General features: G+C 71.7%; 15 protein-coding genes and 1 pseudogene. 6 read left to right on the plus strand and 10 right to left on the minus strand.

What is annotated here, in order from left to right:
• Positions 1-71: 71 nt before the first annotated feature.
• Positions 72-728, plus strand: a pseudogene (locus tag OG520_RS40575) (IS5 family transposase); the annotation flags it as partial.
• A gap of 19 nt (positions 729-747) precedes the next feature.
• On the opposite strand, the gene OG520_RS40580 reads toward OG520_RS40575, so the two are convergent.
• The 3 genes from OG520_RS40580 to OG520_RS40590 all read right to left on the minus strand — a co-directional run bounded on the left by OG520_RS40580 (position 748) and on the right by OG520_RS40590 (position 4,019).
• Positions 748-1,110, minus strand: coding sequence for a hypothetical protein (locus OG520_RS40580; RefSeq protein WP_406016788.1), 363 nt, complete (start codon positions 1,108-1,110; stop codon positions 748-750).
• Between the two features lie 195 nt (positions 1,111-1,305).
• Positions 1,306-3,039: an IS1182 family transposase gene (locus OG520_RS40585; protein ID WP_331747941.1), complete on the minus strand. Its 1,734-nt coding sequence runs from the start codon at positions 3,037-3,039 to the stop codon at positions 1,306-1,308.
• Positions 3,040-3,704: 665 nt separating this feature from the next.
• Entirely contained in the window at positions 3,705-4,019 is a 315-nt protein-coding gene (locus OG520_RS40590) for a hypothetical protein (protein WP_331747947.1), read from the minus strand.
• Positions 4,020-4,075: 56 nt separating this feature from the next.
• Here OG520_RS40590 and OG520_RS40595 point away from each other — a divergent pair, with 56 nt between their 5' ends.
• Positions 4,076-4,234: a hypothetical protein gene (locus OG520_RS40595; protein ID WP_331749627.1), complete on the plus strand. Its 159-nt coding sequence runs from the start codon at positions 4,076-4,078 to the stop codon at positions 4,232-4,234.
• 730 nt (positions 4,235-4,964) lie between these two features.
• Here OG520_RS40595 and OG520_RS40600 read toward each other — a convergent pair.
• A complete protein-coding gene (locus OG520_RS40600; RefSeq protein WP_406016716.1) occupies positions 4,965-8,315 on the minus strand; it encodes a hypothetical protein in 3,351 nt (1,116 codons plus the stop codon).
• An 89-nt stretch (positions 8,316-8,404) separates the two neighbouring features.
• On the opposite strand from OG520_RS40600, the gene OG520_RS40605 reads away from it, so the two are divergent.
• The 3 genes from OG520_RS40605 to OG520_RS40615 all read left to right on the plus strand — a co-directional run bounded on the left by OG520_RS40605 (position 8,405) and on the right by OG520_RS40615 (position 10,283).
• Positions 8,405-8,599 (plus strand): hypothetical protein, encoded by a 195-nt coding sequence (locus OG520_RS40605; RefSeq protein WP_331747949.1) that lies wholly within the window; start codon positions 8,405-8,407, stop codon positions 8,597-8,599.
• 61 nt (positions 8,600-8,660) lie between these two features.
• A complete protein-coding gene (locus tag OG520_RS40610) occupies positions 8,661-8,927 on the plus strand; it encodes a hypothetical protein (RefSeq protein WP_331747951.1) in 267 nt (88 codons plus the stop codon).
• A gap of 561 nt (positions 8,928-9,488) precedes the next feature.
• Complete coding sequence (locus OG520_RS40615; RefSeq protein ID WP_406016717.1) at positions 9,489-10,283, plus strand: IS5 family transposase; 795 nt, start codon at positions 9,489-9,491, stop codon at positions 10,281-10,283.
• On the opposite strand, the gene OG520_RS40620 is transcribed toward OG520_RS40615, so the two are convergent.
• Entirely contained in the window at positions 10,231-10,764 is a 534-nt protein-coding gene (locus OG520_RS40620) for a hypothetical protein (RefSeq protein WP_406016718.1), read from the minus strand. The two genes, OG520_RS40615 and OG520_RS40620, sit on opposite strands and share 53 nt — an antisense overlap.
• 274 nt (positions 10,765-11,038) lie before the next feature.
• Between OG520_RS40620 and OG520_RS40625 the strand changes: the two genes are divergently transcribed.
• Positions 11,039-11,962: a hypothetical protein gene (locus OG520_RS40625; protein WP_331747960.1), complete on the plus strand. Its 924-nt coding sequence runs from the start codon at positions 11,039-11,041 to the stop codon at positions 11,960-11,962.
• A gap of 226 nt (positions 11,963-12,188) precedes the next feature.
• Here OG520_RS40625 and OG520_RS40630 read toward each other — a convergent pair whose 3' ends face one another.
• The 5 genes from OG520_RS40630 to OG520_RS40650 all read right to left on the minus strand — a co-directional run bounded on the left by OG520_RS40630 (position 12,189) and on the right by OG520_RS40650 (position 24,908).
• Positions 12,189-14,066: a hypothetical protein gene (locus tag OG520_RS40630; RefSeq protein WP_331747963.1), complete on the minus strand. Its 1,878-nt coding sequence runs from the start codon at positions 14,064-14,066 to the stop codon at positions 12,189-12,191.
• A complete protein-coding gene (locus tag OG520_RS40635) occupies positions 14,063-17,836 on the minus strand; it encodes a DUF5682 family protein (protein WP_331747966.1) in 3,774 nt (1,257 codons plus the stop codon). Before OG520_RS40635 ends, OG520_RS40630 begins: the two co-directional genes overlap by 4 nt.
• Positions 17,833-18,987, minus strand: a complete 1,155-nt coding sequence (locus OG520_RS40640) for an AAA family ATPase (protein WP_331747969.1) — start codon at positions 18,985-18,987, stop codon at positions 17,833-17,835. The genes OG520_RS40635 and OG520_RS40640 overlap by 4 nt, the downstream gene beginning before the upstream one ends.
• Before the next feature lie 138 nt (positions 18,988-19,125).
• Positions 19,126-24,045: a DNA-binding protein gene (locus tag OG520_RS40645; RefSeq protein WP_331747971.1), complete on the minus strand. Its 4,920-nt coding sequence runs from the start codon at positions 24,043-24,045 to the stop codon at positions 19,126-19,128.
• Positions 24,042-24,908 (minus strand): DUF4132 domain-containing protein, encoded by an 867-nt coding sequence (locus OG520_RS40650; protein WP_331747975.1) that lies wholly within the window; start codon positions 24,906-24,908, stop codon positions 24,042-24,044. The genes OG520_RS40645 and OG520_RS40650 overlap by 4 nt, the downstream gene beginning before the upstream one ends.
• Positions 24,909-24,927: the final 19 nt, after the last annotated feature.

The following is a 24,927-nucleotide window of genomic DNA, read 5'->3' on the forward strand; positions in this document are numbered from 1 at the left end:
TGAACGGCGTTGCCGCTAGGGGCCAGGGCGTGTATCGAAAGTGGATCTTGAGTGATGAATGATCGTGGTTCATGGCGCGGGGAGATCTCATGGATGCGCAGTGGGCGGTGTTGGAGCCGTTGTTGCCCAAGGGAGCGAAGGTGGGACGACCGCCCATCTGGCCCCGGCGGCAGCTGATCGACGGCATACGCTTCCGGTTTCGGACAGGAGTTCCTTGGCGGGATGTGCCCGTCGAGTACGGTCCGTGGAGCCGGATCTACGATCTGTTCCGCCGATGGCAACGAGACGGCACCTGGCACCGGGTCCTCACTCGACTTCAGTCCCAGGCCGACGCGAAGGGCGGGATCACCTGGGACCTGAGCGTCGATTCCGCAGTGTGTCGCGCCCATCAGCATGCGGCAGGGGCCAGGAAGTAGGAGGACCTACAGAAGGAACCACCGGGCGGAGTGCTGGCCGAGCCCTGTGATCACGGGCTGGGACGCTCACGTGGCGGGTTCACCACCAAGTTGCACGTGGCTGTCGAGCAGGGCCAAAAGCCCATGTCGATCGTGGTGATGGCCGGGTAGCGCGGCGACTCGCCGCAGTTCGAGCCCGTGCTGGAGAATGTCCGCGTACCCCGCATCGGATCGGGCCGGCCACGCGTCCGCCCCAATCGAGTACGCGCCGATCGGGCGTACTCTTCCCGCAAGAACCGCGCCTACCTGCGCCGCCGTGGAATCCGCTGCACCTGTGGGGCTCGAAAAGTCGTCATTGCAGGTCACGCAGCGTATCGATGCTCGTTGATGATGCCGCCGAGGACCCTGGTGCGGAGCATGCTTCGGTCATCGAGGTCGTGCACGATTGCGGGCTGCTCGGTTGAGCCAGAATTGGCAGCATTACAAGTCTCCACCGACCACCCTGGAAGTGGGTGCTGACCAGCAGCGATGACTTTACGAGCCCCACAAGTTCCTTCGCGAAGAGCAGCCCTCGGACGGGGCCGACCTTCGCCCGGAGAGCTTCCTCGTCGAGCTGGTCCACGATGACGGCGCACCCAGCCCAGCCACCGCCGCACTCGATCACTATCTCCTTCACCGCCCCGGCCTGACTACCGGTCTCGATCCAGTCGTCCACAAGCAGTACTCGGTCCCCCGAAGCCACGGAGTCACGCTGGAGTCGGAGCGTGTGACGCAGATTCCGATAGTCAGGGGACGCCTCACGCACAAGCTTGTCGCCCGGGAAGAGCCCTTCCGCCTTGCGCACCGGGATTGAAGCCAGCGCCGAGTGCAACGGCAGCTGCACCGCCGACTCTGCTGCGCAATTCCTGGGTCAGGCTGTGAGTCGGTAGGCGAGGCGTTCGAGCCGGCTGCTGCGGGTGTGATGCTGGTCGTGTCCGGTCCAGTGGGCGTCGAGTCTGATCACGTTGAGTGCGGTGGCGGAGAAGGCGTGTTGGAGGCGGACTTTCGGTAGCCCGCGGTAGCGGGCCCGGCGTATGCCGGTGATGTCGAGGGCTTGATTGATAGTGCCTTCCACACCCGCTCGCAGGGCGTACTTGGCCTTCCACGTCTCGGTCTTCTGCTCGGCGCGGGCCTGGGTGAGGGCTTCTTCTGGCTCTCTGGGGCGCAGGGTGAGCATGCGGCGGCCTTTCGCGGAGCTGGTGCATTGGTCGCGGAAGGGGCAGGGGCGGCAGGTGCGGACGCCGAAGGTGATGACGATCGCGTCCGTTCCGTGCTGTTTCACGGGGTTCCAGTGCGCGCTGGTCTTGCCGGCGGGGCAGCGGACCTGGCGGGCCCTCCAGTCGATGATGAAGGCGCTCTTGTCGAAGCCGGCGTGGGCCTTGGCCTGGGCGGAATGATCCAGCAGAACCGGGGTGACCATACGGGTGCCCTGTTTCAGCGCGGCGGCGATGAGGTCGGCGGATGGATAGCCGGAGTCGAGGTAGTGCTCGGCGGGCCTGATGCCGTGCTCGGCCAGGCGCTGTTGGACCGGGGCGGTCGCTTTCACATCGGGCACGGTGGCATCGGTGGTGCACACGTCCGTGATCAGATTCGGTGCCGCCCGGACACCGGCTTCGGCTTCGGCTTCGGCTTCGGCTTCGGCTTCGGCTTCGGTGGGAGTGTCGCAGGTCTCGGTGAGATGGACCTTGTAGCCCATCCAGAACAGGCCCTCGCCCTTGGCCGCCCAGCGTGCGTCCGCGTCGTAGGGGGAGGCGAGGCGGCGATGACCGGGCGGGACACCCTCGTCGTCGGCGGCCCGCTTCTTGATCACCTCCCGTCCCCTGGTGTCGGTGCTCAGGTAGTACGTCTGGACGAGGATCTGCCGCAGGATCTGTACGGACTCGATCTCACGGATCCATGGGGGTGTGCCGGGTGACCAGGCCGCCCGGCACAACGCCAGCGCGTCCTGGCCGAAGACCTGCGCGAGCCGGTCGCGTTTCGTCTGCGAGGCGGGCATGCGCCAGCCGTCCACCCGCGGCCCGTACCGGTGAGCGAACTCGGCGACATCGACCTGCCCGGCCAGCCACGACGGCGCCGCGACAGCCAGGGCCTCCAGCGCCGCCCGCACACTCTCCCCGGCCAGCTCGAGGCGGTTCAAGTCCCGCACCGCACTGATCACATGGGTGGAATCGGTCCGCTGCCTGCCCCCGGCCGCGACCAGCCCCTCCTCCACGCAGTACTCAAGGAGACGGTCGAAGACCACCCGTTCCATGCCGTTGTCGGACAGGCGGGAACGGAACCGGCTCAGCACACTGGCATCGAAGCCGGTGTCCGTCAGCTCCGCCCCGAGCGCGTACTTCCAGTCGATCGCCCGCACCGCCATCGCCGCGGCCTGCCGATCGGTCAGATCCTCGGCGAACTGCAACACCGTGACCAGGCACAACACCCCCGGAGACAAACCCGGAGCCCCACGCACCCCGAACGCCGACGCGAACGGCTCGTCCGCGAAAACCTCCGCGAGCCGGTCTCGCACCCGTATCGCCAGGCTCCCCTGCGGGAACGCCGCCCGCGCCACCATCACGGTCTGCTCCGGGACTTCCGGCAGCCCCTCCGGCCGCATCGACATCCACACCACCCCCACGGCCGCACGACAGGACAACGACCGTACAGACGATCATCCCGTGCCCACCTTCACCCCCGCACGGAATTGCGCAGCAGAGTCACCGCCGAGGAGAAAGCCTCGGGACTCAACGCCACAGACTGCAGTAATCCCCTCATCCTTGAACGGTTCCACCAGACCGGAAACCACGGCCGCGAGTGTCACGGGATCCCTGAAGATCGCCCAGACGTCCGCGTGTCCACCGATCCAGCGAAAGCGTTCCAGGACAAGGTCCCGAGCATGAGCAGGAATGACGGCGAGTCTCCTCCTCAACGCAGTCGTGATCAATCCATTTCAGAGGGGCCAGAGCAGCGGTCAACGGTCAGTCCAGAACTACGTCCAGATCGCGATCGATGTGGCCACACGGGCGATCTTGGCGGCGGTGCTGTATCCGGGCGGGACGCAGGCCGTGGACGCGGCGCTGCTGCTCGCAGAGATGGCCGTCCCGCACCCGGCCCGGCCTTCTTGGTCCGACGACCGCTCCCGGGCGGCCGACTTCAGAAGATCATCCCACCCGGTCAGTCAACGCGACAGTGCCGTTCTCGTCCATGGCGCGGATCATGCCGGGCGGCACCGACAGCGGCCGGTGGCCCTGGAGACCACCCGGCCCCGCAGCGTCCGAAGCGCTCCGGTCAGCTGCTCCCGGCCCATGCTGACCAGTGGGGCGTGAGCGGGACTCCGAAGTCAGTCAGTTTCTCCAGGACGTAGTCCCTGGTCTCGTCGGTCATGAAGGGGTAGGCCGCGTCGAGCACGTCCAGGTCGTCGAGCAGGAGCTCCAGCACTTGGAACCAGAACGCGTCGTTCAGTGTCGTGTCCGTGCTGCGCAGGCCGAGATCGACGCATGCGAAGCAGCGGCGCAGGAGATCCTCGTGCGCGGACGGACGCCGCAGCGCGGGCATCACCAGCGGGTCGGCGAAACCGTCCCTCAGGAGCGGGAACAGAAGCACTTCCCCGTCCGCGTCCTCCTCCGACCGTGCGCAGCGGCTCGCCGTAAGGGGAGTAGGTGACGTCGGACGTGTACCAGTTCAGTCCGGACGTCGACACGGGCTGGCCGTCGCTGTTGTATCGGGTGACGACCTTCTCCGCGGCCAGGCCGCCCACCGCGGGCAACGTCGCGGAGAGCTGTTTGCCCGTCGCCGAGTACGTGTACTCGTACATGTAGGTCCCGGAGACACCTGTGGTCATGGCGTTCGCCGGGATGACCGTCTGACGGCCGGTGGGCCGGTAGTCGGTGTCGTATCCGGTCACCTTGCTGATGTAGTCGCCGCTCTTGTCGTGGCGGATCGAGGCGACCGGCTTGCCGAGGGCGCCGGCGGCGTCGAAGGTGAACTCCTTCACGGGTGCGGCCGTGGTCGAGCCCCCGCGGACCGCCTTGACGCGGCCCAGCTCGTCGTACTCCGTGTAGGTGATGCCGCGACCGTCCTTGACACTGATCCGCCGGTCGGCTTCGTCGTAGCCGAACACTCTCACCAGTGTCCGGATCCGTCGCGGTGACCGTCCGGCCGCGGGTGTCGTAGGTGTACGTCCAGGTGTTGCCTGCCGGGTCCGTGACCTTCTTCCGGTTCCCTCTGGCGTCGTACTCGTAGTCGGTGCCGCGCCACTGGGAGGAGTCTGACTTCGTGTACTGCTGGATCTCCGTGACGCGGCCGCGCGCGTCGGTCCAGGTGTTCGTCGCCGGTTCCGCGCCGCCGACCGGGGCGGTGTAGGTGCTGGTGTCGTGGTAGGCGGTGACGGAGGCGTACTGCGGCTCGCCCTGCAGGATGAAGGAGACCCGGACGGGCCGCTCCAGACCGTCGTAGCGGGTCCTCGTGAGGCTCGGGACGATGCTGTCGGAGGCGCGCTTGAACTGGGCTGCCTGCGGGTCTCCGGCGGTCAGGTAAGGCTTGGTCTGCTCACGGACCAGGCCGTGGTCGTTGTAGTACGTGTCCGTGATGATGCGCCCCGGACCGCTCGCGTCGCTCTGTGTCTGGACCGGCCGCATGAGCCCGTCGTACACGGTGACCTGCTTGGCATAGCCTCCGTCGTCCTTGAGGGTCTGCACGGTCACGGCCGTCGGCCTGGTCACGGTGGGGGGGGTGGCGACGGCCATCTGGTAGGTGATCTGCACGTTGGGCGACTGCGTCCCCGCCGAACGGGAGGCCGACCACCCCTTCACCAGCCTGCCGAGGCCGTCGTACTCCATGCGTGTCACCCGGCCGTTGGCGTCGGTGACGGTGAGCGGAGTTGTGGACGTACTCCGTCCGGGCACAGGTGAAGTCGCTGAGCGTCTCGCCAGTCCCGTTCGGCTTGACGACGGCGCTCTCGACCTGGACGGGGAGCCCGTAGTCCGGATCGACCTCGGTTCGGGTGCGCACGGCACGCCAGCTGGTCTCAACGGTCTGGATCGCATCGGACCGGGCGATCCCGGTGCGGTGTGCCAACAGGGCCCCCGCGCCGCCGTCCCGGTCCCGCGACGCCGTCTGCTTGGACCAGGGGTAGTTGAGGGTGCGCGAGAGAACGCGGCCTCCGCTGCCGTCGTATGTGAGGGTCTCGGCGACCATGCCGGCGTACTGGTCCTGGTCGTCGGCGAGGAGTGTGACGGCGTTCTTCGAGTCCGTCACCGCGCCGCCCATCCCCTGGAAGTACCGGGTGACGGCATAGGACTGGGTCTGCGGGCTGCCGCTGGAGGGCACGTTCTTGCTGCCCTTGACGGTGACCACCTGCCGGTAGCCGCGCCAGTCGCTGTAGGTGCGCAGGTCGGGCTTGGAGAATTCGTCGTCGCTCTTGGCCCAGGCGGCGCCGGTGTAGCTGTACTTGGTGGTGATGCGGTCGGAGACGCCGGTGATCTTGTCAGTCTCGGTGACCGAGTCCACCACGTACTTGTTGAACCAGGAGAGCGCGGGCTTCTCCTCCTCGCCGTCCGGGGACCAGCGGGTGGGGAAGCAGGTGTTCGTGTTCTTGTGCTGGGCCACCGAGGGCTGGGTACGGCAGCCGCCCTTGTAGACGACCTCGATGTCCGCGCCGTGTTCGGTGGAGATCGCACCGATGCGCAGCCGGGTGAAACCGGGGCGCGGGTCGGACGACGAGGTGGGGACAAGGTTGCGGAGCTGTCGGTCCTTCAGATAGCTGCCGAGGGGGTGGTCGCCGGCTACCACGTACGGGGAGAAGCTCACGCCGGCGTCCGAGAGCGGGGTACCGGTGGAGTCGCCCGGCCCGAAGCCCCTGCGGGTGATCTTGTTGAGCCACAGGCCGGGCGAGGTGTCGTACCAGTCGCGCGGGAAGCTCTGCTGGAGGCTGTAGGTGTCGACCTTGGCCAGCGCGGTGCCGCCGGGCCGGGCCGCCTCGGTGGTGACGGACTCCAGCCGCTTCCTGCTCCAGAAGGACGGGAAGGCAGGGCAGAGTTTCGAGTCGGACTTGCAGTTCAGGTTGCCGGGGGCGTCCCACCAGGGGCGGTAGGAGGCGGGGTCCTTGATGTTGTTGGACTTGGCCTCGTCGCAGGCGGTGCCGGCCGCCAGGCAGCGCTCCTTGACGTTGAACACGACGCGGGCGGAGGGCGAGGTGAGCGAGGTGGTGCGCAGACCGTACTCGATGCTGGTCGGATAGCCGCCGCGGATGTACTGCTCCGGAGACTTGAACTTCTTGTTCGGGGCGTAGTAGTTGGTCTCCTGCGCCCAGTTGATGATCATCGCGTTCCCGTGGACGTCGACGACCTTGTCCAGACCCCAGTACCAAGCCTGCTGCTTCTTGGTGGAACCCTCAGTGCAGCGCGAGTCGGCGAACGCGGCGGCGTGGCAGGGCTCGCCAGGATTGTTGCCGTAGACAGGGACGGTGAACACGGACTTGGTGTCGGCGTGCCCCCCGCCGACCTTGTTCAGACCGAACGAGTACTGCATGCCATCGGGCAGGGTGACGAGCCAGTACTCGCCGTTGTTGTCACCGTTGACACCGTCGCCGGTCTTCAGCTCGACACGGGTGCCGTCGTCGCTCTTCGGGCGGTAGGTGTTGGTCGTACCCACCCGCACCAGCTCGATCGTCCTACCGCCGAGGGACATCACGGCGTTGTAGGACACCCAGCAAAGGTCCGAAGTCTTGTACTTCTTCTCTTTGTTGTTGGGTGCACCCGCATCCGTGTCCTTGCGGTCGTCCTGGCAGGTCCGGTAGCGACGCTCGATGTGACCGGGCTCGTAGTCCCAGCCCTCACCGATCCATGACGCCTGCGGGGAACTGGTGGAGGTCTTGCCGTCGACGGCCTGGGACGAGTAGTCGAAAGAGATCTGCGGGGTCGGACCGGCCGGCGGGGCCGGGACCGTCAGCGGGTAGGACCACGTGAACGCGCCCGAGGAACTACCGGCCGTCCACTTGCCGTCGCCGATCAGAGGGGTTGCCTTGAACGAACCGCCCTCGCCCGCACCGGAGTCGACCGCACCGACGACCGCCTTGTCGCCACCCGCGGCCGCCGCGGTGGCGAACGCGTTCCGCTCCGCCGCCAAGGTCGGGGACATCAGCGGAGCGGACGCGGGGGTCACCGTGCCGTCGGCCGCGGTGTCGACCGTCGCCGTGAGCGTCTTGCCACTGGTGTCGTTGGTCGTCTCCAGCTCCTGGTACGTCCGGCATTCCTCCAGGTCCGGGGTGGTGAGGTAGCACTCAGGGAACTGAACGAAGCGCAGGCGGGAGGCCCAGTCCGCGCCGTAGAGGTTCTGGTACGACTTGTAGTCGAGCTCGACGGAGACGGGTACCGAGGCTCCGGCCGGGGCGGTTACGGTGAGCACCGCGCCGTCCACTCCGTCGGCTGCCGGGGCCGTGCGGTCGAAGATGCCGACCTGCCAGGTGCCCGTGGGCATATCGGCGCCCGGCGCGCGGCCCAGTCTCACCGGCAGGCTGCCGGCCGGGACCGGTGCGGGGTCGGCCTCGGCGACCGAAGCGGCCTTCGCGCCGGCTGCCTTCTGCTGAACCGCGCTGCCGAAGGTCACGGGCGCGGTGTCACCGGCCGGAGGGCTGGTCGTGCCGCCGGGCGCCTCCGTGGTGTTCTCCGGCGCCTGAGCCGCGATGCTTTCGAGGTTGGCGTCGCGAGTCGATCCGTCGACCAGCTTCTCCTGGCCGAGCTTCTCCAGCACGAGTTCCTCGCGTGGCACCTCCGCCTTCGAAGGGTCGGGCGGGAGGGCGAACGCCTGCGCAGGCAGCAGGGCGAGCACCAGGCCGGTGGCGATGACCGTGAACACAGCGGAGCTGCGGCGCCTTGGGCGCACGGACGGCAGAACGGGCACGGTGTGGTCCCCCCGGACGACAGGAGCGGCGCCTGCCAGTCCACAGGCAATGCCACTTGCTACGAAGGCGTTGATTCTGTGGTCACGTTGTGAAGAAAAGCCAGGCAACCGATAGCATCCGGTTCTTCTTCGGCACACCCGACGCCAACGGGGACCAGATTCCGGACATCTGGACGCTCAGGACCGATGGCACCGTACGTTTCTACGCCGGTTCCCGGACCACCCTGTCGGGGTCGGGAACCCAGATCGTCACCGGGTGGCAGAACAAGATGGCCATCGGCTGACACCCGGGATCCGCGTCCGGAAGCCCGGCCCGCCACGGCCGGGCTTCCGGACACTCCCGCGGTGAGATGCAACGTCCGTGGCCGACGGGCGCTGGGCACGGCGTGTCGGGAGAAAGGCACTCGGGAATGGGAGGGAGGCGCGTCCGCCCACCCGCACTGGTTCCGCCGCCTGCGGGCCGCCCTGGCCGCCTTCCACGCGCTCACCTCCGGGCAACTGCGCAGCCTCAAAACCACCGACCTGCGCGACGGACGCCTGTTCCTGCCGAACCGGACTGTCCTGCTCGCCGACCTCGTACGAACCCGCCTGGCGGCCTGCCTGGACTACTGAAACCACCGCTGGCCCCGCACCGCCAACCCCACCTGTTCGTCTCCCAAACCACAGGCTGCGACGTCGAACCGGTCGGCCACGTCTGGATCAACGACGCGCTCGCATGCCCACCAGCCGACTGCGCGAGGACCGCCTCCTCCACGAAGCCGAGGCCACCGGCGGCGACCCCCGCCGCATACAGCGCGACCGCGCCCGCCTTGAACTCGGCGGGGCAGTGCTACATCCCCACAGGGACTCCGTTCTCCTGGACCATCAAGATCCAAGTCTTCCTGATGTCCAAGATCCGGGGTTGGAAGCCGTATCTCAACCGGTCTTGGAACGTGCGGGTCGAACAGGGTTCCCGCGCGGGTGGTCTGCGGCCGGTCGGCGCATGAGGGCAGGGCCTCTCGGTAGCTCGGGGATGCGAATCTGACCGAGCAAGACCGGGAGGCCCTGGTGTCGTTGTTGTACGCGTCCGAGCACGTTCAGTTCAACTCGGCTGCTCCATCGTGTGATTGCCTTGCGCATGTGTACGGCAACGCGGCCGACCGTCCGGACCGGGAACGCCGGTATCCCTCGGACATGCCGGACGCGGAATGGGCGGCTGTGCGGTCGTTGCTACCGGTGCCGGCCTGGCTTCAAGGCCTGGGCGGACAGCCCGAGGGCTACTGCCACCGTCAGATGCTGGACGCGATCCGTTACCCGGTCGCGGGCGGGATCTCCTGGCGGGCGATGCCCACGGACTTCCCTGATTGGGGCCGGGTCTACGCCTTCTTCCGCCGCTGGCGCGAGCACGGGCTGATCACAGAGTTCCACAACCGACTGCGCGGACGGGTGCGTGAGCGGGAGGGCCGTGAGGCGGAACCGACGGCCGGGATCATCGACGCGCGGTCGGTGAAGGCCTCCGCGTCCGTGCCCACGGCCTCAAGCGGGTACGACGGCGGGAAGAAGGTGCCGGGCCGCAAGAGGCACATCGTGACCGACACGCCCGGCCTGCTGCTGGTCGTCGCGGTGACGGCCGCGAACGTGGGAGACCGGGATGCGGCCGTGCCACTGCTTCAGCGGCTGCGGTCGCTGCACCGGGGGATCACCCTGGTCTGGGCCGGCGGCGGTTACACCGGTGGCCTTGTCCAGTGGTGCCGTCAGAAACTCGCGTTGACTCTGGAGGTCGTCAAACGCACCGACACCATGGAAGGCTTCGTGGTGCTGCCCCGCAGGTGGGTGGCGGAGCGCACGTTCGCGTGGCTGATGCATTCGCGCCGTCTGGCCCGCGACTACGAAACTCTGACCGCCACCAGCGAGGCGATGATCCAGTGGTCGATGATCACGCGGATGAGCCGCCGGCCGGCCCGGCCACGGGCCCGCAGCCGGCGCTGAACATCCCCGACGCCTCCTGGACCAGCCACCCTCGCTCCGCCAGGCGCCTCGCCTTCGACCGCACCCCCTCCACCTTCGCCGGCGTCGGCTCCAGCCCCGGCACCACCGCGATCTCCTTGGCCCGCACCGGCTCCTGGCCCGACCGGTCCGCCAGCATGCTCAGAATCCGCTGGCAGTCCGGCGCGAGAGCCGTCGCGGGCAGCCCTTCCTGCCAGGGCGGCACCGTCGTTCCCGGCAACCAGGCGGGCGCGGGCACCGATTCTTCCTCCGCCTCCGTCTCGGTCACGGCGGTGGTCTCGGCAACGGACACGGCCAGGGCCTCGACGAGTTCCTCCCGCGCGATCACCCGCCGGTCCAGCTCGATCTCGGCCGCCTCCAGCACCGTAGCCGCCCGTCTCGCCGCCTCCCGCAAATCCTCGACGCGCTCGCGAGCAACCGCTTCCCGCGCCTCCAGCAACCCCAAATCGACGCCACCGCGCACCCCTCACCAATCAAGCGGAACAGAACGTCGAAACACTCCCTCACCCGGCAGAAACCATGCCTGACCAGCGAGAATCAAACCGTCACGTTCGGTTGAGATAAGGCTTCTCAAGGCCCCCTGGTGGCTTGCGCCCATCACTGCGCGGCGGGTCTGTTGGGCTGCGATGTGTGGGTACGCCGTCCCCATGGGTAGGGCCGGGTGGCAGAAGACTTCATAGGGAGGGGACAAAGTGCGAGGAATCATATCCAGAAGGCGACGAAGACTCGTCGGCACCATGCTTGCCTTTCTGGCAGCCGCAACCACGGTAGCCATGTCCGGCTCGGGAGCCGCAGCAGTGGCCGCCGAGCCAAAAGCGACCACGTCCTACACCTACACGAGTAGACCCGGTGACTTTATTGGCGAAGGTCGCACGGGCTCGTACAAAGAACCTGGCTCCACATTCACCCTGCACCAGCCCGAGCCCGCGATCGACCCAGGACTCGTGCGCGTCAACGTCAATGACGGAGCGGGCGTGAGCTGGGACATCACGCTTGCAGCGCCCCATGGCGAGAGACTGCACCCAGGGGTCTACCGCGAGGCCGAGCGAGCGGACTCGCGCACCGGGTGGGCCCCTGGCCTCAGCGTCCACGGTGACGGGCGAGCTTGCTCGGATGTGTACGGGCAGTTCTCGATCAATCAGATCCAGACGGACGTGTCGGGCACTGTCACCGCGTTGGACGCAAGTTTTACGCAACGTTGTGACGCGCCCGACAACCCGCCGCTCACAGGCACGGTGAAGTACCGGGTCTACCCGCTGTCGTACCAGTACAGCAGCGACCCGGGAGACTGGATCGGGTCTGGCACATCGAAGTCCTACACGGGCTCTACTACGCGCTTCGGTCTGACGAACAACTACGACGGCACACTGACCTACACCGTCAACGGCAAGCGGGACGACTGGAGCATCGACCTGGCCGCACCGAAGGACCAGACGCTGACAGCCGGTCGCACCTATCAGTCCAACGACACCGGAACCAACGGCGCTGCCACGCTCGACGCCAGTGGCAACGCCCACGGATGCACATCCACCGGCGAGTTCACCATCACCCGCCTGTCTGTGGACGGCGAAGGTAACGTCACCGCGCTCGCAGCGACGTTCATCCAGCAATGCGAAGGCTCCACCGCAGCGCTCCGCGGGACCATCCACTACCACGCCTGATCCAGCGCGCCCGTCCGCACGGGCCGTTCGGCAGGCCCCGACCATCCTGGTTGGTCGCGGTGAGTTGCGCTGACACGCCGGTTCTCCTCGGTGAGTGAACGACACAGGGCGGGCCCTCGGGGGGTGCCCGCCCTGCGTTGCTGTCCTCCCTACTCCGGAAGGACCGGGGCCCGGGGCGCCTGAGCCCACCGGGCTGCCCAGGCGGCCCGGTGGGCTCAGCGGTAGGTCACGACCAGGACGCGGCCACCAGCGAGCGTTCCGCAGCCGCCAGGTGCACGGCCGAGGCGAGCCAGGCCTTCGCGTAGGCGTCGGCCGAGGGGTCGGTCAGGCGGCCGAAGGTGTCGCGGGGGCGGCGGCCCGCCTCCGTTGTCAGGGCCTGTGCGAGGTGGGCCGCTACGCCGAGTTCCGCCCGGGTCAGGCGGGCGGAGAGCGAGGCCGCATCCGTCCCGCGGCCCGCCTCAGCCACGGCACGGCGACCGCCCGCGACGCCCGTCTCCAGCAGGCGCCGGACACGCCACAGCGGTGCCTCCGCCAGCGGGTCGGGGCCCGCGGTGACCGGCCCGCAGTCCGCGGATCCTGCCGTCTCGCGGGGGAAGTGCTCGCCCTGGAACCGGTCGTACCCCAGGTCGGCACGGCCCTTCCACGCGTCCGGCAGCCGCAGCGTGGCGGACGCCCCCGGCACCGGCCCGACCGCCAGCGGCCGGAGCATCGCCGCCCGGCCCAGGTCGGGACGGCCGAGCACACGCAGGGCGAGCCCCGGGTGTTCGGCAATCCGGCGCAGGTTGGCGGCGTGCGGCAGCCCCGGGTGGGGGTGTGCGGGACGGAGCCGCAGCAGCGGTCCCTCACCGGCGACGCGGACGACGACAGAGTCGCCGGCCGCACCGATCACCTCGACGTCGCAGCCCAGCAGACTCGGCGCCGTCCTGCCGGGCCCGCCCGCCTCGGGCGCGCCGTCGGCGAGCACAGCGGCCATCGCCTCCTGCACCGGTCGGGTGAAGAGGGCGGCGGCGGGTTCCTCGGACCAGTCCACCCCGCGCAGTGGCGTCGCGCTGACCCCCCGCCCTGCCCCGAGCCGCCCGTCCGCGGAGACGATCGCCCCGACGATCCGCAGACCCCCGCGCGCCAGCCCGGCGTGGTCGAGGACGGCACCGCCGAGCGCCACGGACGCGGACCCCGCACCCTTCACGCGGGCGAGGCCACCGGGGCGCACGTCGGACACCGTGTAACCGGCGCCGTCCGAACCGACCAGGTGCGTGGTCACTCCCCCGTACCCCGTCGCGGACAGCACCGGCTCCCGGCACAGGCCGTACACCCGCAGGCTGCCGCCCTGTTCGTAGACCCGGCGCGCGGAGCCCGCCGCCTTCGAGTCGGCCGACCCGGAGGCGAGCAGGGCGGTGCCGGCCAGCAGCTCACGGAAGGCCCCGGTGAGGTCGGCGAGACGTTGTCCCTCGCTCCGCTCCCGCGCGGCCCTCAGGCTCCGTACGACTCGCAGCGCGGCCGCTTCGGCCCGCGGCAACCCGGCCAGCCGCGCAGTGTGGGCAGCGCGGAGCAGCTCGGCCTGCACCACGGCGCCGCCCGCCGTGACGCCGGCGGACAGGGCCTCGGCGGCGGCGTCCCACAGCGCCGTGGCGGCAAGGAGCTGCGCCGCGGTGAGTGCGGCCGGCGAGACCACCGTGGCCGCAACGTCGGCGGCGGGGGCGGGGGCGGCGGGTGCGGCCTCCTCGGGGCCCGCACCCGTGTCGGAGGCTGTGCCCGAGCCTGCGGCCTTACCCGTACCCGAGTCGTCACCCCCGCCCGTGTCGCCCTCCCCGTCGGCGATGGGTGCCGCGCCCAGGACCGCGGCCCGGTGCAGGCAGCGCGGGGCCAACAGGCAGGTGCACACGGCCTGTTCCGCTTTCGTGACCGTGCCGGACGGGCTCGGGCGCAGCGTGACCGTGGTGTCCTCGCCGAAGTGGACCTCGACCGCCCCGTCGGCCGTGGCGGAGGCCTGGTCGGCGCAGCCCGAGATCGCCGCGTCGAGTTTCTTGCGCAGCCGTGCGCTGAGCTGCTCCACGGCCTCGGCGAGGACATCGGGGGCGACGGGAGGCAGGAGTTCGGTGCTCAACGGGGTTCTCCACGGAGGCGGTCGCCCACCCAGCGGGCGAGTTCGAGCGGGCTGAGGGCGGCCACCGGCATACCGGCCGCGACGAGTTGGCGCGCCACGGACACCGAGTAGCGCGGCGTGCCGGTGTCATCGAGCGCCGCGCAGCCCAGCAGGTGGGCGCCGGAGGACGCCAGGGCACGCACCTCGCCCAGCAGCCCGCCGAGCGGTGCGCCCTCCTCGAAGTCGCTGACCACGACGACCAGCGTGCGGCTCGGCACGGTGATCAGCGAACGCGCGTGCGCGAGACCGGCCGCGATGTGCGTACCACCGCCGACCCGGACCTCCAGCAGCAGCGACAGCGGATCCTCGACCCGGTCGGTCAGGTCGATCACCTGCGTGGAGAAGGCCAGGAAGTGCGTGGACAGGGTCCGAACCCCGCCGAGGACCGCGGCCGTCAGCGCCGACCAGATCACCGACGCCTCCATCGAGCCGGAGACGTCGACGACGAGGACCAGGCGCCAGTCCGCCTCCTTGCTCGCCCGCGTGCTGAACAGCGGGCGCTCCGGTACGACGACGAGTCGGCCGTCCTCCGTCCGCCGGGTGTGGGCGAGATTGGCCCGCAGAGTACGGGCGAGGTCGAGGCGCCCGCCAGGCCGTCGGGTCGGGCGCGGGGTGGCCAGACCGGTGAGCGCCGGGCGCAGGCGGGTGGCCAGCTCCCGGGACAGCTCGTCGACGAGCCGCTTCACCAGCGGACGCAGCCGGGCGAGTTGGGCCTCGGGCATGCCTCCGGCCAGGGACAGCACCGAACCGAGCAGCTCCACCGACGGGCGTACCGACGCCGGATCGAGCTGCGCGAGCACGTCGGTGCGACCCGCGTCGGCGGCCTCCGCGAGGACCTCCTCGCGTACATCGGTGCCGAAGAGGGCCTCCAGTTCCTGCGCCCACTCCCGCGCGGTGGGGAAGGACGGGTCCTGACCGCCGCCTTGACCTGGTGCGCCGCCGGCCAGGTCCTGGGCGCCTTCGCCGCGCCCGCGGCCGTAGAGCTCGTCCAGGGCGTGGGCGTAGCGGCGCGCGTCGCAGGTGAGCCGTTCCTTGTGGCGGCCGAGCAGCAGCCGCCAGCGGTCGGCACGGCCGAGCCGTCGGTCCGCGTCGTCCGCGGCGGCGCTGTCCGCTGCGGGTGGGGGTACGGGGCGGGGATTGTCGGCCGAGTCCGAGCCCGGGTCCGTTCCTGCGTCGGCGTCCGCGCCTGGCAGGCCCAGGGCCTTCAGCGCTGCCGATCCGGCCGCGTCGGCCGCCGCCCACAGGGCGAGCAGTTCGGGCGGGGCGTCGAGTGACAGGTCGAGCCGGTCGCCGAGCCGCTCCGTCACGGTGGTGAGTAGCCTGTCGCGCGCGGCAGGGGCCAGCGTGTCGAAGCCGCCGCGCAGGGCCGGGAGCCGGTCGAGGAAGTCCTGGTCGGCCAGCGCGTCAACCCGGTCCACGAGCGCGGCGAGCGCGTCCGGCGACGCTTGGAGCAGGGGACCGGCGGCTGTGAGCAGCCCGGCAAGACGCTTCGCCAGCGCCCGGCGCGTGTCCGGAGCCGTGGCCCCGTCGATCCAGCCGGCCGTACGCTCGCCCAGCCCGGCCGCGTCGTCCAGGTCGAGCAGCACGCGTACGGCCAGGGCCGCGCCCTGGATGAGCGGGGAGCCCTCGGCCGCCAGCTCGGCGAGCGCCCGGTCCAGTCGCAGGCCCAGATGACGGGCGGCCGTCCGGTCCGCCAGCGCCACCAGCGCCCCGGCGTCGGCGCCGCTGTCGCTCCCGGCGAGGCCGGGCAGGGACCGGACCGCGGCCTCGAGGAGTTCCTCCGTGAGGGCGCCGGCCGTCGTGCGGGCGTCCTGCATCGTGTCGGGGTAGTGGCCGCGCCGAAGTCCCTCCAACAGGTCCAGGGCCTGGAGGAGCTCGGGCAGGTCGGCGCTGTCGGGCAGCACGACGGAGGCCTCGTACAGGCGTGCGTCGACCAGTTCGGGCAGGCCGCAGCGCGCGGCGGCGGTCAGCCCGGTGAGGATCTGGGCCGGGGTGGGGCCGCCCTCGGCGGCCTCGTGGCGCGCGGTCGCGGCGAGCGTACCGGCGGCGGCCTGGGCCGCGGTCACCCCGCGCACGCCCGCGAGGTCGAGGCGTGCGGGCACGGACGGCGTCCACGTCAGACGCCACCTGGTGCCGAGCGCGGTGCCGTCGCCCGTGCTCGCCACGTCCAGGGGTTCGCCGTACGAGGCGCCGATCACCAGCAGCCGCTGGAGCAGCACTTCGCGGCGGCCGTCCAGCGGTGAGCGGAGCGGGTCGAGGCGCAGGTCGCGGCGGTCGGGGTCGTCCGGTCGGGGCAGCCGCAGTTCCGCGAGTTCGGCCTCGACCGAGGGGCCGAGGCCGGACCGGGGCGCGTGCGGGCTGATCCGGCCGCGCGCGGTGCCGACGAAGACAACCTCCAGCGCGCGGGCCAGGGCCCGGCCCCGGCCGAGGGGTTCGCCCTGACCGAGGACAGTGGTGACGGCCTCCAGGAGTTCGCCGCGCCCCGGCGCGGGCAGTCCGCGCAGGGCGGCCAGGTCGCAGGCCAGGCGCAGCGTCTCGGCGGCCTCGCCGGTCCCCGCGGTGTGACCGCCGCGGCGCATCTCGCGACACAGGCCGGTCACCGCGTCGGCAGCCGCCTCCCGGATCCGTTCCGGATCACCGGCGGCGGTGAGCACCGCCTGCTGCCACAACGGGTCGCGGATTCCAGCCGGGTAGCCGGACCGGGAGTCGAGCAGGTCGAAGGAGTACGGCACGAGGGAGGTCACCGCCGAGCCCTCGGTCGCTGCGGCGCCGTCTTCCCCGGCCCTGCCAGCCGCCCAAACCCCTGCCGCGTCCGTACCGGACCCCCACGTGCGGGGCCCCGCACCGCGCGGCGCGGCCTCGGACGGGACGGCCACCCGCCCCGTAGCGCCGGAGACGCCCGCCGGCCCTGCCCCGGCCTTTGCTCCGGCATCCGCCTCCGTGGACGCGAGAAGCGCGGGTGCGTGGAAGGCGCCGATCACGGCTGCCACCCGGCGCCCGTCCGCCGAGGCAGAGGCGATCACCCGCCGCATCCGTTCCTCCCGCGCCAGGTCGGCGGCGGGTACGGCGGCGTCGGCGCGCAGGGCCCAGCCCACGCCCAGTGCGGCTCGGCGCACCGCGTCCGGGGCGCACCCCGGAGCCAGCACCTCCACCGCGCGGTCCCACAAATCGTCACCGTCCCGGCCGGTCCCGGCGGCGGCGAGCGCCTCGGCGTACGAGCGCCGCACCCGCGTCGTCCCGTCGCCGGGAGCAGGGTCAGGACTGGCGTCAGGACCGGCGTCGAGCGCACCCGCGGCCCCCAAGGGCGCATCGGCCTCCGGACGTACGGCCTCGCTCCCGTCCCGCTCGCGCACCGGCCCGAGTGCCCCCGCCGACCAGCGCGGGTCGCCGAGGGGAAGGTCGCAGCACACGACCTCCACCCCGCGATTTCTGGCCCAGCGGACCGCGGCGAGCTCCGGTGAGAAGTCCGCGAACGGGTAGAACGAAAGCCGTCCTCCCTCGCCCGCCCCGGCCAGGGCGACCGGGGTGACGGTTTCGGGGTCCGCCAGGTGTTCCAGCCAGGGCTGGAAGTCGGTCGGCAGCTCGACGCAGACCACCTCGGCCCGCGCCTCTTCCAGCAGGGCGGGTACCACCGCGGCCAGCGCCGGACTGTGGTGGCGCACTCCCAGCAGGTACGGCACACGCGATGCGGCCAGTGCGTCCACGGCCGTCCGTGGATCGACGGTCGTCAACGCAGGCTCCCGCGCAGGTCCCAGAGCCGGCGCCACATCGCCGAGCCGTTCTCGGCGCGGCGGCGCACCGGGCCGTCCCAGTAGCCCAGCAGCCGTGCGTGGTCGGCGGGGTCGTCCTTGCGGACCACGCCGAGCAGATGTCCCGGCAGCAGGTCGAGCACATCCTTGCCGGGCAGGTAGGCGGCCGCGACCCCCAGCGACGCCGCCACCTGGACGGCCTCGGCGGTGGACATGACCGTGCCCGGCCGCTCCACGTCCCAGCCCTCGTTGGAGCGGCCGGAGCGCAGGTCGCGGAAGACGGTGACGAGGGCGTCGAGGACGGCGTCATCGACGGCGAAGGCCGCGCCCGCCCGCTGCACGGCGGCGACAGCCTGGCGGCGTATCAGGACCGCCTCGGCGTCGGCGTCGGCGATCGGGTCGACGGTCTCGAAGTTGAAACGGCGCTTCAGCGCGGCCGACATCTCGGAGACGCCCCGGTCGCGCAGGTTGGCGGTGGCGATGACGGTGAAGCCGGGGGCGGCGCGGACGACCGCGTCCTCGGTGGAGGTCAGCTCGGGTACGCTGATCCGCCGGTCCGACAGGATGGAGACGAGGGCGTCCTGAACCTCGGGCAGACAGCGCGTGATCTCCTCGACCCGCACCACCCGTCCGGCCCGCATGGCGGCGAGGACCGGGGAGTCCACCAGGGCCTGCGGGGTGGGGCCCTGGGCGAGCAACAGGGCGTAGTTCCAGCCGTAGCGGAACGCGTCTTCGGTGGTGCCCGCCGTGCCCTGCACCGTCAGGGCGCTGGTCCCGCTGACAGCGGCCGCGAGCAGCTCCGACACCATCGACTTGGCCGTACCGGGCTCACCGGTGAGCAGCAGCCCGCGCTCTCCGGCGAGGGTGACCACACAGCGTTCGACCAACGCGCGCTCGCCGACGAACTTCGAGGCGATCACCAGCTTCGACGGCAGACCGGCGCGACGCCGGGGCAGGGCCAGCTCCACACCGTCGCTGCCGCAGACGAACGTGACCACCGCGCGAGGAGTGAGCGCCCAGCCGGGCGGCCGCGGCCCGGGGTCCTGGGCGGCGAGGAAGGCGAGTTCGGCGGCGTGGCGCTCCTCGGCCGGCTGGCCCTGCCGGACGGGTGCGGTCTGTTCGGTGACGGTCATGCGGGTTTCCTTCGTCATGGTTCGACAGGCATTCATACGGGTCGGGGACCGGCGCGGCGCACCCGGGGGCGGGCGCGCCGCGCCGTGCTGACGACGGGTGGCCGGTCAGCGGCGGCTCAGGTGCCGTTCGGCGGCGCCTCAGCGGCGGCGCCTGGTACGCCGCACCTTCAGCTCCTCGAAGCGCGGGAGGTCGCCGTCGAGGATCCGCTGCCAGGCCCGGGTGAACAGCTCCGCGGCCGGTTCGGTCGGCACCAGGGTGCCCAGCACCGGCCGGCCGCCCGTGGCCACCCTGTACATCGGCAGCTTCCACTGCTCGACGGGCAGGACGGGCGCCGACTGCTCCGCCCAGGCGCCCGGCAAGACCAGCGAGCGCCCCGCCCGGGCCCGTACGGCCGACACCACCAGGTCGGTCTCGGCCAGTTCGGCCCGCGCCGTCTTGAGACGGGCCGGCTTCCACCCCGTCCATCGCGCGGTGTTGCGGTCCGTCGGGTCGGGCATGGCCAGCAGCATCAGGTACAGCGTCGCCGCGTCGGCGGTCAGACCGCGTGCCTCGGCGACCTCGGCCACCCGCTCGGGCACCGACCGAGACGGATCCTGCGGCCACCACAGGCCCTCGTCGTCCGCCGCGCCGGCCGCGGGCGCGCCCGGGTCGGCCAGCAGTCGTGCGAACGCCGGGTCGTACGCCCGCCGCAGGGCCATCTCGACCCCGGTCGGCTGCTGATCGGCGCCGCGCAGTGCCACCAGGTACGGGTCGGAGCCGGTGGAGTCCAGCAGGGCGGGCCGTATGGCCGGCTGGGGCTGGCCGTCCTGCGTGGCCATGAGCACCGCGCCGTACCGCTCGTGGTCCGGTGCCGTCTCCGTCGGGGCGCCGGCCACCTTCCGGAAATCCGCGAGGCTCGTGTAGTGCCCGGCGGAGAGCAGCAGTTCGGGTGCCGCAAGACGCTGCCGCACAGCGGTCAGCGCACTCGGCAGCGCCGCCCGTACCGGATCACCGGCGGGCAGCCGGTGGGCCAGCCAGGCCGTCAGGCTCATCGAGCCGACCAGCACCGCCGAGGTGAACGGCGTATCGGCGGGGGACGCCGTCGCCGGGTGATCGCCCTCGATGCGCCACGGCACGTCGACACCGAGCTCCGGCGACGAGGCCGGTTCCAGCAGCGCCGGAAGCGCCCGGTGCACGGGCCAGCCGCTGCGCGCGGCGCGCGCAGCCTCCGCCGCCAGCCAGTCGGGCACCTGCCGGCGCCGTCCCACCTTCTCGTTCCACACGGCGGCCGCCGACGCCACGTCCGGGCCCTCGCTCCACAGCCGTGCCGGGTCGTCGGGCAGGAGCGCCGCGAGCACCGCCCGGCGTACCTCGACCGGGAGCGCGCGCAGTTCATCGCGGGCCTGTCCCGCCTCGGCCACCTTCAGCCCGAGCGCCTTGCGCAGCTCGGTCGGCAGGAAGTTGTTCTCCCAGCTGTCCACGTCGGGCATGCCCGCGAGAACGATTCGGGCCAGCGCCCGGGACACACCGGTGAGGCGGCTGAACTCGTCGGCGGCCTCCGGCAGGAAGGGCACCGCCTCACGGGACTGCGCCTCCCCGAGGAAGCCGGTCAGCCAGTCGGCGCCGCGCACCCGGTCGCCCACCGGCGCGTCACTGCTCACGGTGTAGGGGCCGGGCACCTCGAAACGGCCGCTCGGGTCGTGGAGCAGCGCGCCGAACTCCCACCCGTCGTCGACGCCGGAGTTGTGCTCGGTGATGCCGAGCACAGCACCGCCGCCCAGGGGCAGCACACTGCGGTGCGCGACGTTGCGCCGCTGGCCGTCCGGCGTGTGCAGGTGGGGCGTCGCCAGGCGGACCAGGACCTGGCGCCAGTGACCGGCCGAGGCCGCCGTCGAGGCCAGCCCCAGCGCGTCCACCCGGCCGAGGACTTCGAGCAGGGCTGCCCGGTGTGCCGGGTCGCTGCCGGGCGCGACGGCCCGGTAAGCGATCGCGGCCGGCTCGTCCAAGAGCGAGACGAACGGCAGTCCCGAGTAGGGCAGCGACGGCAGATCGAAGTGCAGCCGGCCCGGCAGCGCCGTGGCGGCGGTGTCCGCGCGCACGGACGCCAGAGTCTCCAGGTATCGGTGGGTCACGTCGGTGTCCGCGCCGTAGCGGTAGTAGCCGGTATGGACGATGCCGTGCAGCGCCTTGGCGAGCACGTGGTCGCTCGGTCCCTGGCCCCGGACCTCCGTGGGCTCGGCGGCGGGGTCGAGCCGTGCGGCCACGGCGTCCAGCGCCTTCTGCTGCTGCACCGCGAAACGCAGCACCTTCACCACGCCGGCGACCAGCTCGGGTGCCGAGACCTGCGGCAGCGCGGCGCTCACCAGCTCGGGCAGGTCCGCCACCCGCTCCGCGAGCACAGCCGCCTTCAGCAGGACGCCGGCCGACTCCGCGTCGGCGCCCCGCAGCGCCGCCGACCCCTGCGGATCACGCGCGCGCAGCATGTACAGGTACGGCAGCGGCGGCAGGGCCTGAGCCGCGGTCCCGTACAGCTCGTTGCGGTGGTCGCACTGGGCCGACGTCGTGACCGTGCCCTCCGGGTCGCTGAGCAACAGCTCGCGCCACTGCTGGGTCAGTGCCCGCGGCCGGTCGTCGCCGGGGAACGTCAGCGCGGCGACCGGCCTGTCGGCGCCCTTCGGAAGGGTGACGACCCGTCCGGTGGTGTCCTCGCCGTGGTGGCCGCCGTCGGACAGCCGCACGACACGCCAGCCGAGGAGCCCGTCCGCGGACGTCCCCTGGGCCGAACCCGCCACCGCCGGGGCGGGCCGCAGCCAGCACGAGTCGGCCGCCAACTCGGCCCCGGGGGCGTGCCGCAGCAGCGCGTCGGCGAGGAAACCGGGCTGCGAGCGCCGGCCGTACGCACCGCCCACGGGGTCGTATTCGAGCCAGCCGCCCTTGTCCTCCCCGTCCCTGTCCTGCCACACCCAGTACGACATGCCGTCGGACAGCAGCGCGCGCTCCGCGGGCAGCTTCGTGTCGCCGCTGTGGAGGATCCCGCCGCCGGTGGTGCGTCCGCCGCCGGGCAGCTGCAGGCTGAGGTGATCCGAACGCATGGCCCAGGAGCCGGCGCCGGCTCCTGCGAGAGCGAACACCGTGTCGGGCGCGGTGTGCCAGTAGCCTTGCGGCTCGCCGCGACCGTACGTGCTCCAGAACACCAGCAACGCACCGTCCACGTAATGGAAGCCCGTCCGCCACACGGACGTGGTGGGCAGCCGCAGATCGTGCACGAGAACGGTGGAGTCGGCGTCGATGACGCGCACCTGCGTCGCGTTGGCCACGATCAGATACGGCCAGGCCTCGACGACCGTCAGACCCTCGGTGGTGTGGTGCCTCGGTGCCATCTCTGTCAGCGCCTCCTCCCACGCCGGCCAGCGCAGCTCCTCCCACAGACCGCCCCGAAGCGTGCGCGCCACGGCCTCGCCGAGATCGGCGCCGGCCGCGGCCGCGACCTCCTGCGGCGCGAGCGCGAGAGCCTCGGAGGGCAGCCACGAAAGCCGCTCTATCGCCTTCGGCAGTCCGGGCAGCCCGGCCGCCACCGACGAGGCGGCCACCTCGCGCATCCACTCGGTGAGCATCGGGCGGCCGCCGGGCGAGGCGGCCAGCCGCCGCATCACGTCCGCACCGGAGGACGCGCTGTTGTAGCTGTTCGCCCCGCGCCCGAAGGCGGGCCGGAAGCGCGGGTCGGCCGCCAGCGCGACCAGGTCCCGCGGCTCCTCGCCGCGGGCCCAGTCCGACAGGTTCAGGGCGCTGCCGCGCTGGTGGTGGGCGGACTTCTCCTCAGGGTCGGCGACCGCGATCTCCAGCGAGAGCAGGAGGTCCAGCAGGTTCACGTCCTCGACACCGATCCGCAGGAACCGCTCGCCCTCGGGCCGCGCCGACAGATCGGCACGCAGTCGGGCGGCCGCCCGCTCAACCAGCTCCAGCAGGGCGGGCGGCGTCGGGCGCGGCCCCCAACCGCGATGCCGGGCACCGTGAAAGCGCTCCAGCCAGCCCGCCGCGCCGTCGGAGCACTGCTCCTCCTGCGGCAGGCCGGCGTCCGCGAGACCGGCGTCGGCCCCCGACTCCGCCATGATTCCCAGCCACAGCTCGGTCATATCCCCGTTGTCCCCGGGCGGGGTCATCGACAGCAGCGTGCCCCGCACGGACGGAACGCGCCGGGCCAGCGCGACCAGCGCGCCGCGGTGCGACTTCCACCAACCGGCGGCGGCCCGCAAGGTGGCCGGCAGCGGAAGGAGCTCGGCGAGGTAGTCCTGCTCCGCCTCGTTGCCGGACAGGGCCGCGGCGCGGGCGAGCCGCTTCAGCTCGACCGCGGCCTGGGCGGACGGCGCGAGACCGCCGGCGGTCCGGCGCACGCACAGCCGCCGGAACCGCTCGTACGCCTCGACGGGTGTGAGCCGGGCCGACAGGTCCTTGCCGTAACCGGTCAGGACCTTCACCGGCAGCGCGCCGGCCAGGGCGAACTCCAGGAACAGTGCGTCGAGCCGGTCCTCGTCGACCGTCAGCCCGTGCTGCGCCTCGCTCGTGCGGGCACGGCCGAACAGCTGGCCGGCGTACGTGCTGTTCTCGACGCCGAGGAAGACCCGCGCGGCCTGCTCGTAGAAGACGGGCAGGAAGTGCGGGACGGCCGCGGCGAGCCGCCCGGCCAGCTCGTGGCAGGCGTCCAGGGCGGCCTTGGGCTTGGTCTTGGCCTGCCGGGCCAGCCGGTCCAGCTCCGGCACGACCGCCAGGGCGTGGTGCCCGTCCTGGGGGTGGTGCACCAGCACCCACTCGGGAAAGCCGAGTTCCTGGCGCCGGCCGAGACCGACCACGGCCGGCTCGCCCTGCGGCTCGAGTCCGAGGAAGCCGGCGGCGAGGTCCTCGGCGGGGCCCAGTTCGGCCGCGGCCAGCCGCACGACGACCCGATCCCCGCCGAGCACCGCGTGGCGATAGGCCCGCGCGGTCAGCTCGACCGCTGAGGGGCCCACACCCCGCGCGTCGGCCGGGAGGACCGCGCCCGCCGCGAGCAGCTCCTTGTTGTCGTTCCCAACCGTCCCGGTCACGCGTCCCCACCCTCTTCGATCGTGCGGCCGGCGTACAGCGCAGCGGCCATGCGCATCCCCTCGGACCAGGCCACCGGCCCGACCTCGGTCAGCCGCACCGCGCGGCCGTCCTCGTCGTGCCAGCTCAGCCCGCCGGTCTCCGACTCCCCGTCCCAGTACGGCTCGCCGATCCACACCGACGCCTCCGTGCTGCGGCCCCCATCACGTACTTTGCACGTGGCGTAGCCACCGGACACCCGGTAGCCGAGGCCTGTGGCGCGCGCCGCGAGCCCGAACCGCGAGGCGAACTTCCCGCCCGCGTAGTCCCGTACCTCCGTCGCCGTCTCCGGACGCCCGGCATCCGGCCCGTCCGGCCTGGTCCAGGTCGCCCGGTGGATCTGCTCCGCCTTCTGGGTGATGCCGAGGTCGGCCGCGAAGTCCCGTACGTCGTCCAGGTCCGGCAGGAGCACGGGGTGGGGAAGCGTCACCGTGCGCGGCGACAGCCGCACGGTCTCACCGTCGAGGTCGACCACCTTGAGCTCCCCGTCGCCGGTGACATCCCGCAGGAAGCCGACCTCGTCCGGATCGTCGCCCACGACGGCCATGTCACGCAGCGCCGCCTGCCACGCCTCGTCCGGCCACACCCGCGCGATCAGCTCGGTCGGAACCGGAAGCGACGACACCATCCAGGCATCCACCTGAGCCATGCACGAGGCCGCGTGCCGGTCCAGCCACTCGGCCAGCTGCCTCAGCCGGTCGACCTCGGGACTGTCGCGCAACGCCTTCGGTAGCGCCTTCAACTGCCGCCCCCCGACTCGCCGTGCAACCACACGCCCGTCCTCGAGGGTGATCTCGTACCCCTCACCCGCTGCCAGCCACGTCATCAGCCGTGCCCCTCCGCCT

The sequence above is a fragment of the Streptomyces sp. NBC_00984 genome (assembly GCF_045162475.1).
In the GTDB taxonomy this organism is placed as follows: Bacteria; Actinomycetota; Actinomycetes; order Streptomycetales; family Streptomycetaceae; genus Streptomyces.